Below are 17,092 nucleotides of genomic sequence, written 5' to 3'. Positions count from 1 at the left end.
ATTATAGGATTTTTACAAAAGAATAGACAAACAGTAACAAGTTTTAGTACGATCCGAGATTTAGAACCCAACATTCACATGATAGATACGAACGAAATCACACGCCGACAGATATTGACTTCGTTACAGACGCAGCAGAAAATTCGCAGGATTGCTTTTGAGATATACGAACAGAATTTTGAAGAGCGCAGTATTATCCTGGCCGGGATTGCTGGTGAGGGCTATGAATTTGCCAAAAAATTGAATCAGGAGTTGCGGGCAATATCGCCGCTTGAAGTCAAACTTATTGAATTGAAATTTGATAAATCGCTGAACCATCAAAGTGAGATCCATTTTGATGATCAGTCCGTTCCGGTAGAAAATCAGGTCGTCGTCGTTGTGGATGATGTGCTGAACACGGGCCGGACCCTGGCATTTGCGTTGGAACCGTTTTTGAAAGTACAGATGAAAAAGGTTCAGGTGGCAGTCATTGTTGATCGTGAACACCATAAGTTTCCAATTTCGGCGGACTACGTGGGCTATTCTTTGAACACGACTATCAGCGAAAGAGTAGAAGTGATTTTAAGCCGTCCGTCGGAAGAGGGGGTTTATTTAAAATAACAAAATCGTTGAAGCGCGTTGCAAACGCGAAACCATTTTCCCTCGATTGCAAATCGGGAGAAATCAAAAAGGGACAATATTCTCGATCAAAATGAGAAATATTGTCCCTTTGTCTTATCAATGGGTTTTTAAAATTAACTGTATACCCGTCTCAATTTTACATTTTCGACCGGACGGATGATCAACGGTACTTTTTCGATTTTAACCGAACTGCTGTCCAAACCAAACCATTTGTCTTCCGGAGTCGTGAAATCTTTCACGAAGAAATACGCTTTCATGATCATTTGCTCGATGAACGGCAGGTCGTTTTCAAAGGAAAGGAAACGTTCCAAAACGACGAAACGGAAATCACCGGTAACATTTTGACGGCTCAGAGATTCATAACGGCTCGTGATATCCACTTCCTTATTCATCACCATGTCTTCTACAACTTTCCGGAAGAAGAGATTAATCCGTTGTTCGACCCGGAAACCAAGCTTGAAATTAACTTTAATAACCGTTTCATCATCGTCGATCGTGTTCACCTTGTACTCCATAGTGTACGGATCATCGGTGGTATCGACGTGGATAAACCAGTAAATATCAGCCCGTTTCGGGCGTTTCTGGAAGATCGAATAAATCACTTTGGTTTCAATTTCCGAAACACGCGATGCGTTCGTCATAAAAACCAAATGCGTAGTATACTTTGGGATACTGATGTCACGGCTTAACTCACGCAAAGCAGGCAGATAAGATTCCAGTTTTGTGTATTCCGTTAAACGTAATTTAATATAAAATGCTCTTAACCAAACCGTCATCAAACCGGCAACCAATACCCCGATCAGGATCGTAAACCAGCCTCCGTGTGAGAATTTCAGTAAGTTGGCACCAAGGAAAAGTCCTTCGATGGATAGATAAAGCAGCATGAAACCGATAACGATCCATAGATTTACCCTTTTTAAATAAAGGTAATAGGAGAAAAGAAGGGTGGTCATGATCATGGTCAGGGTGATGGCCAGACCGTACGCCGCTTCCATGTTGGAAGATTCTTTGAAATAAAACACAACAACCATGCATCCCAGCCACAAAAGCCAGTTGACGCTCGGCACATATAGCTGGCCTTTTTGATCACTCGGATAAACCAGGCGAACTTTTGGCCAGAAATTTAAACGAATTGCTTCCGATATTAATGTGAAAGACCCGGAAATTAAGGCCTGACTGGCAATAATAGCCGCTGATGTCGCAATGGTAATACCCGGAAGCAACCACCAGTCAGGCATTACTTCGTAGAATGGTTTACGTCCGTCAAGCAGATTGCCAACTTCCGAAAGCAGCCAGGCGCCTTGTCCGAAATAATTCAGGACCAGGCATATTTTAACAAAAATCCAGCTGATCCGTATGTTTTCACGGCCGCAGTGTCCAAGATCCGTATAAAGTGCTTCTGCACCCGTCGTACAGAGAAAAACGGCACCAAGCATCCAGAATCCGCCCGGATGTTTTGTAAGCAGGTCGTAACCGTAGATCGGGTTCAGGGCTTTGAAGATTCCGGGATGATCCAGAATCTGATACAGTCCTAAAACGCCCAGCATTGAAAACCAGGTGATCATGATCGGCCCGAATGCACGTCCCACGATTTTGGTCCCGAAGGCCTGGATCATGAAAATCAGCGTAAGGATCGCGATTACGATGGGAATAGTCTGAATGTTCGGGTAAAGAATGCGGAGTCCTTCGACGGCGGATGAAACCGAAATAGGCGGCGTAATAATACCATCGGCAAGCAATGTACTTCCCCCGATAATAGCCGGAACCGTAAGCCAGCGGGCATGTTTACGAACAAGCGCGTATAAGGCGAAAATTCCTCCTTCACCCCGGTTATCCGCACGAAGAATCAGGATAACATATTTTACAGTGGTTTGCAGGGTCAGTGTCCAGACGATACAGGAAAGTGCACCGTAAATAATTTCTTCCGTGATTACTTCTTTGCCAATAATGGCCTGCATTACATAAAGTGGAGATGTACCTATGTCACCATAAATAATTCCGAATGCAATAAGAATACCGGCAGCAGAAATTTTGTCAAAATTGTGTTTGGATTCCATTCATTTCGTTTCTTAAAATCGGCGAAAGTTAGGAAACCGCAGGCAAAGTAGATAGGTATAAGCCGAAATTTAATTTAACCCAAGTTACGTATACTTAAAAAAACGTCCGAAAAAGCAGGTAACCGTTTAAGGATATGATGATTAGCGTTATAACCCAGCTAAGGATTGTGAGGTTTCTCGAATTTGCAAAATTCCCCATAATGGAGCGGTTTGAAGTAAAAAGTACCAAAGGCACTACCGCAAAGCTCAATTGAAGCGACAGGATGACCTGGCTGAAAACGAGCAGTTCGGCCATGCCTTTTTCACCATAAAAGGAGGTTATGATCAACGCCGGAACGATGGCAATTCCTCTCGTGATCAACCGCCGTAGCCATGGTTTCAGGCGGATATTTAAAAATCCTTCCATGACGATCTGCCCGGCGAGTGTTCCCGTTAATGTGGAGCTCTGGCCTGATGCCAATAATGCCAAAGCGAAGAAAATTCCAGCCAGACTAACCCCTAAAAGCGGGTCAAGCAGGTGATAGGCGTCTGTGATATCCGCTACTTCTTTATGGCCGTTTTCATGAAACGCGGCGGCTGCAAGAATTAAAATGGAGGCATTGATAAAAAATGCAAGTCCGAGCGCCAGAGTAGAATCAATCGTTGCAAACTTGATTGCGCTTCTTTTGCCGGTATCGTCCCGTTTAAAATTTCGGGTCTGGACGATGCTGGAATGCAGATATAGATTATGGGGCATCACTGTGGCTCCAAGAATACCAATCGCGATGTAAAGCATTCCGGGGTTGGTGACAATTTCTGTTTTGGGCAAAAGTCCCGTTAAAATATCCGGAAGGGAAGGTTGTGAAACGATCATTTCATAAAAAAAACTTAACAAAATGATGCTCATCAGTGCTGCTATGATACTTTCAATGATGCGAAAGCCTTTTTGCTGAAAATATAAAACGAGTAGTACGTCGAGTGAAGTAAAAACGATTCCCACGGTCAAGGGCAGACCGAATAATAAATTTAACGCAATGGCAGAACCGATTACTTCCGCAAGATCTGTCGCAGCGATGGCAATTTCAGACAACACCCACAGCACCAGTGAAACGGGGCGGGAGTAATAATCACGACAAGCCTGGGCAAGGTCACGACCGGAAGCAATCCCCAGTTTTAGTGCCAGATGCTGCAACAACATGGCGAATAAATTGGAGATCAGGATAACCGTTAGTAAGGTGTAGCCAAAGCGGGAACCTCCCTCAATATCCGTAGCCCAGTTGCCCGGATCGATATATCCGACTGCGACCATGAGCCCTGGCCCCGTGAAAGCCATTAACTTTTTCCAAAAACCGGCACCTTCGGGTACATGGATTGAAGCATGTACTTCTGGTAATGAAGCAAGCTTACCGGAGTTGTCCGTGGTGTTTTTAGGCAATGAATCCTTGGCTGTTAAATTGTCAAACATTTTTCGAATGTCAAAAATAAACAATTTGGTTTATTGAAAACAAAGATATGTAAAACTTTAAATATATTTTTAGGTTAATCTAAATTTTTTTAAATACGATTAGTAAATTGTACTTTTGCTGAAATATTGAGGTTTTGGGATAAACATACGATGCAGAACTCCTTCACAGAAGAAAATTATTTGAAAATTATTCACGCCCTTTCAGGACGTGAAGGGCATGAGGTGAGTACAAACGCTTTGGCGGAAAGTACGTCGACCCGCGCTGCGTCCGTTACGGATATGCTGCGTAAGCTTGCAGAGAAAGGATTGATACATTATAAAAAGTATCAGGGCGTAAGACTTACGGAGTCGGGTGAGAAGGTTGCCATCAACGTAATCCGGAAACACCGGTTATGGGAAGTGTTTCTGGTTGAAAAACTGGGTTTCGGCTGGGATGAGGTACATGACATTGCAGAAGAGCTTGAACATATTCCGTCGGATCATCTGGTGGAACGCCTCGATGCATTCCTTGGCCATCCGAGATTTGATCCGCATGGAGACCCGATTCCTGATGCAAAAGGGAACCTGACCGAACCGGATTATTTTATACTGACCGAGGTCCAGATTGGTGAGAAAGTAAGGATGATGGGCGTGCTTGATCATGCGCCGTCGTTTCTTCAGCATTTGGACAGAGCCGGTATAACGCTTGGCTGTTTGATCGAAATTAAAGAAATTAACGAATATGATAAGTCAGCATCTGTACAGATTAATGAAAACCATACGTTGTTTATAAGTCTTGAGGTTTCCAAAAATTTATTAGTACAACGCCGATGAGACCTACCCAGCCATGAGATTGAAAATATTGGATCGTTATCTGATCAAGAATTTCCTGATTACTTATTTCTTCGTTGCTTTTGTGATCGTACTGATCATTTGTATGATCGACTATACAGAAAAAGTAGATGATTTTCTTGAAAAAAAGGCGCCTATTAACGAAATTCTGGTTGATTATTACCTTAATTTAATACCGTACTGGATCAATTATATCAGTCCGCTGATGGTATTTATCGCCACGGTTTTTTTTACATCGCGGATTGCCGCCCGGACAGAAATCGTTGCCATGCTGAGCAGCGGGATGAGTTTTAGCAGAATTTTGCTACCGTATCTGGTGGGTGCCACGGTGCTTGGCGGCATCACTTTTCTTCAGGTAGGCTGGGTGCTTCCCAAGGCGAATAAAATCCGGAACACGTTCGAGAAGGCCTATGTGAAAAATGAATTTACGTTCAGCGGACGAAATGTGCACATCACCATCGCACCGGATGTGTACGCCTATCTGGAAAGCTATAATAATGCTACGAAAACGGGGAATAAGTTCACGATGGAAACCATCAAAGGCAATCAGCTTTTGCAGAAACTTTCAGCGGATAAGATTGTCTGGCAGCCAAAAAAGCAGAAGTGGACCCTTCAGAATATCCAGGTAAGGACGATTGACAGCCTGAGAGAATCCATCAGTTATCCCAAAGATATTGATACAACGATCAATTTGTATCCCAAGGATTTCGAAAGTAATTACAATTTGTACGAGACGTTCACCCTGCCTGAATTAAACGAATACATCGACCTTTTGAAAAGCCGGGGAGCGGATGGACTCGAAGTCTATCTGATTGAAAAATACGTGCGGTTCACCCAGCCTTTTGCCATTCTGATTCTCACGGCCATAGGTGTCATTGTCTCCGGGCGAAAAAGCAGGCGCGGGGTAGGCTGGCAGATTGCCCTCGGTTTTATGCTCGCATTCGTTTACATCCTGTTTTTCTTATTGTCAAAAGGCGTTGCGGAAGCCGGAACGGTAAGCACACTGTTTGCAGTTTGGCTGCCTAATATGGTCTTCGCAGGCATTGGGATTTTACTCTATAAAACATTGCCGCGCTGAGGTTATTATTGCGATGCCCACGCCGGGATTCAATGGGATAATTTTTCAAAAACAGCCAAAAACTACTTAATTAACTTATTACTACTATTTTTGTCGCGCCAACAAACCACACAATATGAATCCATCTCGTCTGCTTTTAGTAGTACCATGTTACAATGAGGAAGCGATTTTGAATCTGACCTATTCGACGCTCAAAACCTATTACACTGGTATTAAAGAACGGGGACTTATTGCTGCAGACAGCAAAATCTGTTTTGTTAATGATGGAAGCCGGGATAAAACCTGGGATATCATTGAAGACTTGTGCCAACAGGACGATACGATCATTGGTGTTAAATTGTCAAGAAATTTTGGTCACCAGAGTGCGATCATGGCCGGTCTTGAAAAACATATCGATAACTTTGATTGCTTTATTACCATTGACGCCGATTTGCAGGACGACATCAATGCGATTACTTCCATGATCGAAAAACATCAGGAAGGTGCTATGGTGGTGTACGGTGTGCGCGGCGACAGAAGCGCTGACAGCTGGTTCAAACGTTTTTCGGCAGAAGGGTTTTATGTACTGATGCAGAAAATGGGCGTTCCGGTTGTATTCAATCACGCAGATTTTCGTCTGATGGATCGCCGCGTTCTTCAGGAACTGGGCAATTTCAGGGAAATTAATATGTTCTTGCGCGGTATTGTGCCGCTGATCGGTTTCAGGAATGACAAGGTGGTTTACAGCCGTCTGGAACGTGTAGCCGGAGAAACCAAGTATCCGTTAAGTAAGATGTTGCTTTTTGCGTGGAACGGGATTACTTCCTTTTCTACCTTTCCAATGCGGTTGGTGCTTTATTTTGGCTTTTTCAATTTTATGGTCGCGATGGTGATCGTGGCTTATATCTTTTTATCATTTTTAATCGGGCATACTGTCCCGGGCTGGACGTCAACCATGCTGCCTCTCACCTTTTTCAGCGGTTCCAATATGATGGCCCTGGGTTTGATCGGAGAGTATATCGGCAAAATTTACGAAGAAGTAAAGGGCCGTCCACGTTACATTATTGAGAAAACAGTTAATGAATAGATTTTATAAGAAATACCGAACCGTTGGTAATTACATCAACACGCTGCTTTTATTGAGCGTGCTTTTGCCTTTGCTGGCACTTTCCTATTTCAACCATCCTTCCCCTGCCGACGACTATTGTTATATCGATACGGTTTTCAAATACAGCTGGCTGGAAGCGATGAATTTTTACTATTCGGGATGGACCGGAAGGTATTTTGGTATTTTCCTGAACCATTCAAACCCGTTGCTGTTCCATTCGGTTACCGGGTTTAAGGTCATTCCGGTGGTTTTATTTACCGGTCTGCTGTTTGCATTGTATAACCTGTTCCGGCATTTAACGCCCACCTTGTCACGGATTGCGCATTTAGGTTTTGCAGGCGTAATCTTTTTCCTGTACATCCTGAAAATGGCCAGCATCGTGGAAGGATTTTATTGGATGGCCTCCTTTGTTACTTACACCGTTCCTAATATTTTCACGCTTTTGTGGGTGGCCGTTGTTTTGGATTGGTACCGTCAGGATACCAAAAAGACGTTGCTGGCTATTTTGGCCAACTTTTTCGTTTTCGCCATCATCGGAAGCAGCGAAACCAACCTGTTGATTATTCTTTTACTGATTGCAGCCCTATGGTTTTACAAACTGGTATTTCATAGAAAAATCGATGGCTTAATGGTCAGCATGCTCATCGTAGCGGCTGTATCCAGCTATTTCTTTTTTACCGCGCCCGGAAATCAGGCACGTTTGGACGGTAATCCTTTAAGTAGGAATATTGTTTTTTCGGTCGTTTCTTCATTTAAAAAACTGGCTTTCCTAAGCTTCGACTGGACTTTTAAAACACCTTTATTGATTTTCTCACTGGCCTGGATTATTGTACTTTCCAAGGTATCTGTTGGCGCCCGAAAATATTTTTCCATGCCGGTATGGTTTGCCGTGCTGCTTTACATTGGCGTATTGTCTGCGCAAATATTTCCTTCCTATTATGGTATTGGAATTGAACCTTCGGCACGCGCTCTAAACTGCGTGTACCTGTTTTTCCTGATCGGCTGGTTCTACGTCGTCGGGGTAATATTTCACTATTTGCATACACGTTATACGGGGCATTTCCCATTGTCGTTTCTGCGTTACGGCGTGTTGTATTCCTTATTGGTGATCTCGATTGCATTTTCGTTTTTCCGCAGCAGCAATGTGAAAATGATTTACACCGACTTATTGAAAGGAAAAGCCGCGGCTTTTAGCAGGGAAACGGAAGAACGTTATGCAATGATCCAGAATTCAAAGGATCCCGTCGTTTACTTGCCGCCTATCCGGACAAGGCCTATGTCCTTATATTTTGATGATATCAGTGTCAACAAAGATCACTGGTGGAATAAATGCATGGCGGGTTATTTTGGTAAAGAGGCTATCATTATGGTTGATAAACATGAATAGTCAGGAAAAAAACATACCGCTTCCCGTTCGATTTTTCCTTGGATTGTTACCACTGGCTGTGATCGTCGTATTTTACTATTTCTGTGTAAAATACAGCATCAACATTCCCTGGTTCGACGATGTTGAAAATATCCCTTATTTCCTGATCAACTGGATTGAAGCGCCTTTGCTGATCGAAAAATGGCAGACCATTATTTTTCCGAACAACGAACATAGGGTTCTGGCTGCGCGTCTGATTGTTTTGGGGCAATATTTTTTAACGAATAAGCTTAATTTCCGTGATCTGGCATTTTGTGGAAACCTGAGCGTTCTCGTTTTGTTTGGATTGCTTGCTTACAGTTATCTGCGTCAGGGCGGCAAATGGGTACTGGCTGTGCCAATCGCTTTCTTCATCTTTAACTTTCAGTCCTATGCCGGTACTTTCATGACAATCATGTCATTGCAGTATCAGATGGTGATTTTGTTATCTGTTGCCAGTTTGTATTTTCTTGCCAAACAGAAGACGTTTCCGTTGTTTCTGGCATTATTGCTGGCTTATATTGATACGTTCAGCATGGGCAACGGCATGATGGTCTGGCCTTCAGGACTGGTGCTTTTGCTATTTCAGGTGCGTTGGCGCGATGCTGTGCTATGGACAATTTCGGGTGCCGTTGCCATTTATCTTTATTTCCATGGTTTCGATTTTGTGCAGGGAAATGATAAGGCTTTCGATTACATTCTGCAATATCCTTTCCGCACCTTCCTTGCGTTTTTCACCATGCTGGGAGGAGATTTTGATATCATCGCCAATGCCGCATTTGCCAAACGAATGATCATTCCGACGCTGGCCGGACTGGCGTTATTTGTGGTTTTTTCGACCTGGCTTATCGGTATTTTATCCACATCACCTTTCTGGGGGCAGTGGATTCCTGACCAACTTGCAAAAAGGTTTAAAGGGCTGCCCAAAGTACAGCATGATAACAACCGCTGGAACGCGTTCTGGCTTGGGACATTGGTGTACGTCCTGATCAGCATGATTCTCGTGGTCGTTTTCAGGACCCGATTTGACCCGCATATTATCCTTTGGAGCACTTATAAAATGTATCCCGCGGTAATGACTTCGGTTATTTACATCATCGTCGTGCAGTCATTCGAGGGCAGAAACCAGATTTTGGTTTTTGTACTGATGTTATTGGTTTCCATTGGTGTCTGGGCATCGACGTTCGTAAACTATTTGCCGATCATCGAGGAGACAGGCGTGGTACGTACCGCTTTTGCGTTCAACCAAAAGAGAAACGGTGTCGGTTTAGGTGCTACGAAAAACAGTGCCTTTGAAACCATGCTGGCGACGACCCTATTAAAGGTTGATAAAATGGGCATTTATTCTTTACCGAAGCCGCTTATTCATGCAGATGAAGATAAAATCTCACTGGCAGATTCGTCAGGGATGACCTCTGTAAATGTTGTGCTGAATAATTCCTCGCCGGATGTTTTGAATATCGGTCATGATTTTCAAACGGTTTCAGGCGAAAGGAATTATGCTGTTTTAGAATCAGAAAACAACCTGTATTTGTTTTCCTTTCCTTTAAATAACACCGGCGCGATTTGTCCCAAGGGTACGATCCGGGCCGGAGAATATAAAATTGGAGTCTGGAATGTATCGAAAAATGGTACCAGGGTTTCGCAGACCAACCAGAAGGTAATTATTCAATAACACTATGCGCGTTCGTTACTGATGCTTTTTAATTCAATACAGTTTCTAATCTTTTTTATAGTGGTTACGCTGGCATATTTCTGCCTGTCGTGGCGGGGACGGTGGATGTTGCTGCTGGCAGCGAGCTGCTATTTTTACATGGTTTTCAAACCGGTTTTTATCCTAATCCTGTTTGCTACCATCGTTATCGATTATTATGCTGGGATCTGGATTGCCCAGACAAAGGATCAAAAACAGAAGAAGCTCTTACTGATCATCAGCCTTATTTCAAATATCGGTATTCTCTGTTTCTTTAAATACTACGATTTTCTCGAAAATTCTTTTAATAATTTAATGGAAAGTATTGGGTTTCACCCGATGATCCCGCACCTGGAAAGGGTGATTCCGCGGCCAATCCTTGCCTGGATGGTGGACAATGCGGGTCACATTTTACTGCCGATCGGTTTGTCGTTCCACACGTTCCAGGCCATGAGTTATACCATTGAAGTATATCGCGGAAACCAGGCGCCTGAGCGTAATTTTGGTATTTATGCGCTCTATGTGATGTTTTATCCCCAGCTGGTGGCCGGTCCGATCGAGCGGCCGCAGAATATGCTTTACCAGTTTCATTCCTATTTTAAGTACGATTTTGAAAAGGTAAAGTCGGGTTTGATGCAGATGGCATTTGGCTTCTTTAAGAAACTGGTGATTGCCGACCGACTTTCTATGGTTGTGGATCATGCCTATCTGGCTCCGTCGGACCAAAATGGATTAACTTTGGTTACTGCGATGGTCTTTTACTCATTCCAGATCTACTGCGATTTCTCAGGATACTCTGACATTGCCATTGGTGCGGCGCGCGTGATGGGTTTTACATTAATGGATAACTTCCGTTCGCCTTATGAGTCAAAATCGGTAGCCGAATTCTGGGGACGCTGGCATATTTCGTTATCTTCCTGGTTTCGGGATTACTTGTATATCCCGCTGGGCGGTAATCGTAAAGGTGAATTTAACAAATACCGCAACCAGTTCATCGTCTTTCTGGTGAGTGGTTTATGGCATGGTCCATTCTGGCAATTTGTGATTTGGGGAGCTCTGCACGGTACGTATCAGGTTACGGCATCCCTGCGCGATAAGTGGTTGAAAAATGCCGGAATTTCGATTCCTAATAATGCGATAGTCCGGACATTTAATGTTTTAATGACCTTTATTCTGGTAACACTTACATGGGTGTTTTTTAGAAATAACATCACCAAGTCAGTCATTATATTCAAACAAATTACAACCTTATCATTGAGTGACAAAATCAATACACCGTTCAATCACGTTGAAATGTGGTTTTGCGTCTTTCTGATTGTTTTTCTTTTGGTTAAAGAACATTATTGCCAGCATATCCCGACGAAAAATACGACTGTTTTTGTGTTGCTTTTCATAACGATTTTGTCCCTGGTTTACTTTCTGGGTGTGGTCATAAAAAATCAGTTTATTTACTTCCAATTCTGATCACGGGAAATCATACAATGTCAGATTTTCAATGGATAATTTGAAAATCAGGTTTTCTATATCCCGATTTCTGCCAACCTGACAGTGAAACCGCTGAGTATTATTTTTTAGGTAAGATTTTATAAAATTAACCATAACGTCGCACCGCGACAGAATTGATATATGTACGAAGTTACAGCAGATAACCGATTAAGAAGATTGATCATCGTAGGAGACCGCGTTTTGATTAAACCCAAAAGTCCTACGGACCGCACGAACACCGGCCTGTATTTGCCGCCCACCATCACTGAAAAGGAACAGGTGCAAAGCGGTTATGTGATCAAAGTGGGGCCGGGTTATCCAATTCCGTCTGCGTCGGAGGATGAGTCCTGGAAAGAGGTGGAGGAAAAGCTGAAATACATGCCGTTGCAGGCCAAGGAAGGCGATATTGCGATTTATCTGCAAAGAAATGCCATCGATCTGGAATACGATGGAGAAAAATATGTTATCGTGCCTCAGGGCTCCATTTTGATGCTGGACAGGTCGGAAGATTTGTTTGAATAATGCTCTTTCCCTGCTGAAATAAACCTTACTTTTAAGGACGGTTATAGTATTCATTAAAAACAGACTATTTTATGAAGTATAAGTTTTTAGGAAATACGGGTGTCCTGGTTTCAGAACTTTGTTTTGGTACGATGACATTCGGTGGAGATGGATATTGGGAAGCCATTGGAAAGCTTCAGCAGGAAGAAGGCAATGCATTGATAAAAACGGCTTTTGATAGCGGGATTAATTTCTTTGATACCGCGAATGTCTATTCTTATGGCAAATCCGAGGAAATACTGGGGAAAGCTTTTAAAGATTTAGGTATTAGCAGAAGCGAGGTGGTTGTCGCTACTAAAGCCAGAGGTAGAATGGCGCCCGGTGCGAACCAGATTGGCTTATCGAGGCTGCACATCATGGATTCCGTAGAGGATAGTTTGCGCAGACTTGGCACGGATCATATTGACTTATTTTATATTCATGGCGTAGATGCTTACACGTCGCTTGAAGAAACGATGCGCGGTCTGGAAGATATCGTCCGTTCGGGAAAAGTACGTTATCTCGGCGTGAGCAACCATGCGGCGTGGCAGATCATGAAGGCGAATGGTATTGCCGAGAAAAACGGATGGACGAAATTCGTGGCTTGTCAGCATTATTATTCCATCGCCAACCGCGAGCTCGAACGTGAGCTGATTCCGATGATGGAAGATCAAAACCTTGCTTTAATGCCATGGAGCCCGCTGGCGGGTGGTTTTCTTTCTGGAAAATATACAAGAAACAATAAAACTTCGGGCGATAATCGCCGTGACAGTTTTGACTTTCCTCCGATTGACAAGGAGAAAGCATACGATATTATTGAAGTTATTCAGCCGATTGCGGAAGCCCATGGCGTATCAGTCGCACAAATCGCGCTGGCCTGGGTATTGAGTCAAAAAAGCGTGACGAGCCTGATCATTGGCGCGAAAAAGCCGGAGCAATTGAAAGAAAATATCGCAGCAACAACCATTTCGTTGTCGCAATCTGATCTTGCCCAGTTGTACGAAGCCAGTTTATTAAGTACGGAGTATCCGCAATGGATGTTTGAACGGCAGGGCAGGGACAGGATCCCGCAATAGCCGGATTGATTACAAATTAAAATAGAAAAGCAGCTGGAATCTGGCTGCTTTTCTATTTTTCATTCAACTTAAAATGCAAAAATGAATTATCTTTTATGGTCTTTGCTGAATCTGGGCATGCTGGTCTGGTTCCTGCTGATCGTGTTCAGTGTATTGAAATTGGTGTTGAAAAATCTCGGAATGCTTTCTGCGGTTGTATTTATTGTCGGCATTTTGTCTTTTATGCGCAGTGCCGTTGTTAACAATCAAAGTCAGGCCAATCAGTTGAGGGCGCATGAAATAGCCGGTACGGAAAATCTGGAAGAGTCACTCTCTTATAACCTGGACCTGATGTATGTGTATCGTAAGGATTCTATTTACAGCGGACAATTGTCTGGTAAGGTATTGAAGTCAGGAACGGTAATTGGGCATGAATGGGCGCCCGGGCTGACGTATACCTATTTGAACAACGGTGTAATACATTATGATGTGGCCGGAGATCATCAATGGAAATTACTTGGACTGGTTTTATACAATCAGCCAAAGCGGTTTAAAGGGACAATAAAGATCAAATAATTTCCGGTGCACGGTTTTCGTCGCAGAACAGAGTACCTTTGTCCCATGTCAAATCAGGAAAACTTAGAGACCACGCTTTCAGGGCTGGGTATTGTTGCATTGAATGAAATGCAGCAGCAAGCAAATACAGCGATTCAGGAAAATTCAGAAATACTTTTACTATCGCCAACAGGTTCAGGTAAAACACTGGCGTTTCTGCTGCCGCTTTTATCCATTTTGCAAAAAGATATCGCGGACGTGCAGTGCATGGTTGTTGTACCGACAAGAGAACTGGCATTACAGATTGAGCAGGTGTGGCGGAAAATGTCAACGGGTTTTAAGGTTACCTGTTGTTATGGCGGTCATGATATGCAGACGGAAATCAGAAGTCTGAGTGAGGCGCCTGCCCTTTTGATTGGAACGCCCGGCAGGCTGATGGACCATATTTTCCGCAAAACTTTTACAACCAGAAAAATTACGACACTGATTCTCGACGAATTTGATAAGTCGCTGGAGCTTGGTTTTCAGGATGAAATGGGGGAGATCATGGGCAATCTTCGCGCATTGAAAAAGACAATTCTTGTGTCGGCTACGGCAGGGACAAAAGTACCGGCATTTACCAGAGTGAAAAATCCGGTCGAACTGGATTTTATCGGAAACAAAAAACAAAATAGCGGCTTAACGGTTAAACTGGTTTTGTCCGAGAAAAAGGATAAAACCGAGAAGCTTGTGCAGCTTCTTAGTTTCCTGGGGGCGGAATCAACATTGATTTTCTGCAATCTGCGGGAATCGGTGGAAAGATTAAGCAGTATATTAAAAGAAGAAGGTATCGACTGTACCTATTTTCACGGCAAGCTTGAACAAGAAGAGCGCGAGCGTACCTTGATTCGTTTTCGGAATGGATCGGTCTTATACCTGGCTGCAACGGATTTAGCAGCGAGAGGTCTGGATATTCCTGATATGAAGCATGTTATCCATTTTGAGCTTCCGATGAAAGGGGATGAGTTTACGCATAGAAATGGTCGTACGGCACGGATGTTATCTGAAGGTACGGCTTATATCCTGCTGAATGCTGATGATACTTTACCGAATTATATCGACAGAAAGCCGCCGGTCCTTGACCTGCCGGCCAAGCTGACTTTGCCGGCTCCCTCGGACTGGACGACCATTTATATCAGTGGTGGTAAAAAGAACAAATTGAACAAAATGGATATTGTCGGGTTTTTATTGCAAAAAGGAAAACTTGAAAAACAAGATCTTGGATTGATCGAGGTGAAGGACACTATATCCTTCGCAGCCGTAAGGAAAAGCAAGGTAAAATCGATGCTCAGCCTGATTTTCGAGGAGAAAATGAAGGGGAAGAAGTTCAAGATTGAAGTGGCGCGGTAAGGAAATTAATAATCATTTAAGTATAGAAAGCGGGTAACCTCTCAGAGGATTATCCGCTTTTTGTTTTACCGAAAAAAAACACGTTTTCTTTCTCTTTCTAATTTTAAATCTATTTACTTTGTAATACAAAGTACTTTTAAAATATAAAAACCATGATCAAACTTCGTACTTATCTGCTCTGGTTCGCCATGACCGCTGTTCACACGTATTTGTTTTACAGCAATGCAACCGGCGTTAATGCGCTTGTATTTTCTTTATTGAGTGTTGCGGTTATCACCTGGTACCACGGTCTTTTAAACGAAAAATTCTGGCTGCTGGCTGCGACCGGGCATCTGATCATTGCTACAGGCACCGCCTGGCATGCAACGTTCAGCGATATTGCAGCTTATAATATCTCCTTCATTGTGCTTGCCGGATTTGTATTTTCAGTACGGAGTAGTTTGTGGGTGGCTTTTATGAATGGCCTTACCGGTAGTTTTTTATTCAGCTTTTTACAGGCGATTATTAGCGGGATAAAACTCATCCATGAAATGTTTCTAAAGCCGCAGCGATCGCTTTTTTTAATAAAAAAAATGCCTTTGTATGTGGCTCCGGTTTCGGTTACCCTGATATTTTACATGTTGTACGGTGCATCCAATCCTGATTTTTTTCTGAAAATCACCTTTCCTGCATGGGAATTTAACTTTGAACTGATCGCCTATATCGGTTTTAGCGCCATCATTATTTGCCCTTTATTTTTTTCATGGGGTATCGAAAAATTAACGGATTGGGATATTAAACAGCCCGACATGCTTTCCAGAATCCGTGTAAAAAGACACGCAGGAACGCCGATGGGGCTTTATTATGAGAATAAACAGGCGGTTGTTATGTTTATTATGCTCAATGCCCTGATCGTGATATTTCTGGTTTTTAATATTCTTCAGATATTTCTGCCTGCGCTTAATCATTCGGCTGCGGATTTTTCCGAGCAGGTGCATCAGGGACTTGAAGCTTTGGTTGTCAGTTTAATCGTGGCCATTTTATTAATTATGTACTATTTTCGGGCAAATCAGAATTTTTACGTCCGCAAAGAAAGGCTTGTTAAGCTGGCTTCACTCTGGATTGCACTTAACGGGATGCTGATTCTCTTTACCTGTTATAAAAATCTCCTGTACATCGATGCATTTGGCTTAACCTACAAACGGATCTGGGTATTTATTGGTATGCTGTTATCCGGCATTGGCCTTTATCTTACTTTGCTTAAAATTTATCGGATACGGACAAACTGGTATTTATTACGGCAAAACGCCTGGGTACTATATTTTGTCATTTCATGTTATGGCATGATCAATTGGGACCGGCTAATAACCTGGTATAATCCTAATTATGCCAATCACCTGGATATGCAGTACATCATGAGCCTGGGCAATAGCCAGCTGCCGTATTTAAATGAACTTTTGGCTGCCAATGATCCGAGAATTATGCCATACGAAAAACAGATCCGGGAGAAAATAGGGTCTGTAAAAGTTTCGTCAAAGTGGCAGGAAAGGACCTGGGATGGTATTTGGCTGGAAAAGCAACTCGCAATAAAATAGTCTTGGAAGCGTATCAGATTCTCAATTCAGTGAATCTGGTACGTCCGTTCTTTGGGAAATTATATATTATCAGTTGATTTTTTCCAGATGCATTCTGGATATTGCTATGAGCCGGAAACGATTGAGAAGTGAGCCTTCGAACCATTTTGGTCAAAAAACGGAACAAGCCAAATTCTTGGGGGGAATTGAATCGGGACTTCATGCGTAGAGTTTGGATAGTCTGAAAAGGAAGAATGAAATATCCCTGACACCCCGTGAGGTGGAACGGAACGCTTTTA

General features: G+C 43.0%; 14 protein-coding genes. 12 read left to right on the top strand and 2 right to left on the bottom strand.

Annotation, left to right across the window (positions count from 1 at the left end; genetic code table 11):
- Positions 1 to 78: 78 nt before the first annotated feature.
- Positions 79 to 600 (top strand): phosphoribosyltransferase family protein, encoded by a 522-nt coding sequence (locus RB622_RS13940; protein ID WP_308047175.1) that lies wholly within the window; start codon positions 79 to 81, stop codon positions 598 to 600.
- 134 nt (positions 601 to 734) lie between these two features.
- On the opposite strand, the gene RB622_RS13935 is transcribed toward RB622_RS13940, so the two are convergent.
- Complete coding sequence (locus RB622_RS13935) at positions 735 to 2,678, bottom strand: KUP/HAK/KT family potassium transporter (RefSeq protein ID WP_308047174.1); 1,944 nt, start codon at positions 2,676 to 2,678, stop codon at positions 735 to 737.
- Positions 2,679 to 2,772: 94 nt separating this feature from the next.
- On the bottom strand, positions 2,773 to 4,122 hold the full coding sequence (locus RB622_RS13930) for an Nramp family divalent metal transporter (RefSeq protein WP_308047173.1): 1,350 nt from the start codon (positions 4,120 to 4,122) through the stop codon (positions 2,773 to 2,775).
- A gap of 150 nt (positions 4,123 to 4,272) precedes the next feature.
- Here RB622_RS13930 and RB622_RS13925 point away from each other — a divergent pair, with 150 nt between their 5' ends.
- The 11 genes from RB622_RS13925 to RB622_RS13875 all read left to right on the top strand — a co-directional run bounded on the left by RB622_RS13925 (position 4,273) and on the right by RB622_RS13875 (position 16,814).
- Positions 4,273 to 4,935, top strand: coding sequence for a metal-dependent transcriptional regulator (locus RB622_RS13925; RefSeq protein WP_308047172.1), 663 nt, complete (start codon positions 4,273 to 4,275; stop codon positions 4,933 to 4,935).
- Positions 4,936 to 4,954: 19 nt separating this feature from the next.
- Positions 4,955 to 6,031, top strand: coding sequence for an LptF/LptG family permease (locus tag RB622_RS13920; protein ID WP_308047339.1), 1,077 nt, complete (start codon positions 4,955 to 4,957; stop codon positions 6,029 to 6,031).
- Positions 6,032 to 6,146: 115 nt separating this feature from the next.
- Positions 6,147 to 7,097, top strand: coding sequence for a glycosyltransferase family 2 protein (locus tag RB622_RS13915; protein ID WP_308047171.1), 951 nt, complete (start codon positions 6,147 to 6,149; stop codon positions 7,095 to 7,097).
- On the top strand, positions 7,090 to 8,505 hold the full coding sequence (locus tag RB622_RS13910; RefSeq protein WP_308047170.1) for a DUF6056 family protein: 1,416 nt from the start codon (positions 7,090 to 7,092) through the stop codon (positions 8,503 to 8,505). The genes RB622_RS13915 and RB622_RS13910 overlap by 8 nt, the downstream gene beginning before the upstream one ends.
- A complete protein-coding gene (locus RB622_RS13905) occupies positions 8,498 to 10,198 on the top strand; it encodes a hypothetical protein (protein ID WP_308047169.1) in 1,701 nt (566 codons plus the stop codon). The genes RB622_RS13910 and RB622_RS13905 overlap by 8 nt, the downstream gene beginning before the upstream one ends.
- A gap of 21 nt (positions 10,199 to 10,219) precedes the next feature.
- The gene (locus tag RB622_RS13900; RefSeq protein WP_308047168.1) at positions 10,220 to 11,680 is read left to right on the top strand and encodes an MBOAT family O-acyltransferase; all 1,461 of its coding nucleotides are present in this window, start codon (positions 10,220 to 10,222) and stop codon (positions 11,678 to 11,680) included.
- A gap of 162 nt (positions 11,681 to 11,842) precedes the next feature.
- The gene (locus RB622_RS13895; protein WP_308047167.1) at positions 11,843 to 12,223 is read left to right on the top strand and encodes a co-chaperone GroES family protein; all 381 of its coding nucleotides are present in this window, start codon (positions 11,843 to 11,845) and stop codon (positions 12,221 to 12,223) included.
- 71 nt (positions 12,224 to 12,294) lie between these two features.
- A complete protein-coding gene (locus tag RB622_RS13890) occupies positions 12,295 to 13,317 on the top strand; it encodes an aldo/keto reductase (protein WP_308047166.1) in 1,023 nt (340 codons plus the stop codon).
- An 81-nt stretch (positions 13,318 to 13,398) separates the two neighbouring features.
- On the top strand, positions 13,399 to 13,872 hold the full coding sequence (locus RB622_RS13885) for a hypothetical protein (protein ID WP_308047165.1): 474 nt from the start codon (positions 13,399 to 13,401) through the stop codon (positions 13,870 to 13,872).
- 45 nt (positions 13,873 to 13,917) lie between these two features.
- Positions 13,918 to 15,240 (top strand): DEAD/DEAH box helicase, encoded by a 1,323-nt coding sequence (locus RB622_RS13880; RefSeq protein WP_308047164.1) that lies wholly within the window; start codon positions 13,918 to 13,920, stop codon positions 15,238 to 15,240.
- 152 nt (positions 15,241 to 15,392) lie between these two features.
- Positions 15,393 to 16,814: a DUF4173 domain-containing protein gene (locus tag RB622_RS13875; RefSeq protein ID WP_308047163.1), complete on the top strand. Its 1,422-nt coding sequence runs from the start codon at positions 15,393 to 15,395 to the stop codon at positions 16,812 to 16,814.
- The last annotated feature ends 278 nt before the right edge of the window (positions 16,815 to 17,092 follow it).

Source organism: Dyadobacter sp. LHD-138 (assembly GCF_030929615.1).
GTDB lineage: Bacteria > Bacteroidota > Bacteroidia > Cytophagales > Spirosomataceae > Dyadobacter.
The sequence above is the reverse complement of the archived record's forward strand: the minus strand, read 5'-3'. Positions and strand labels throughout refer to the sequence as shown.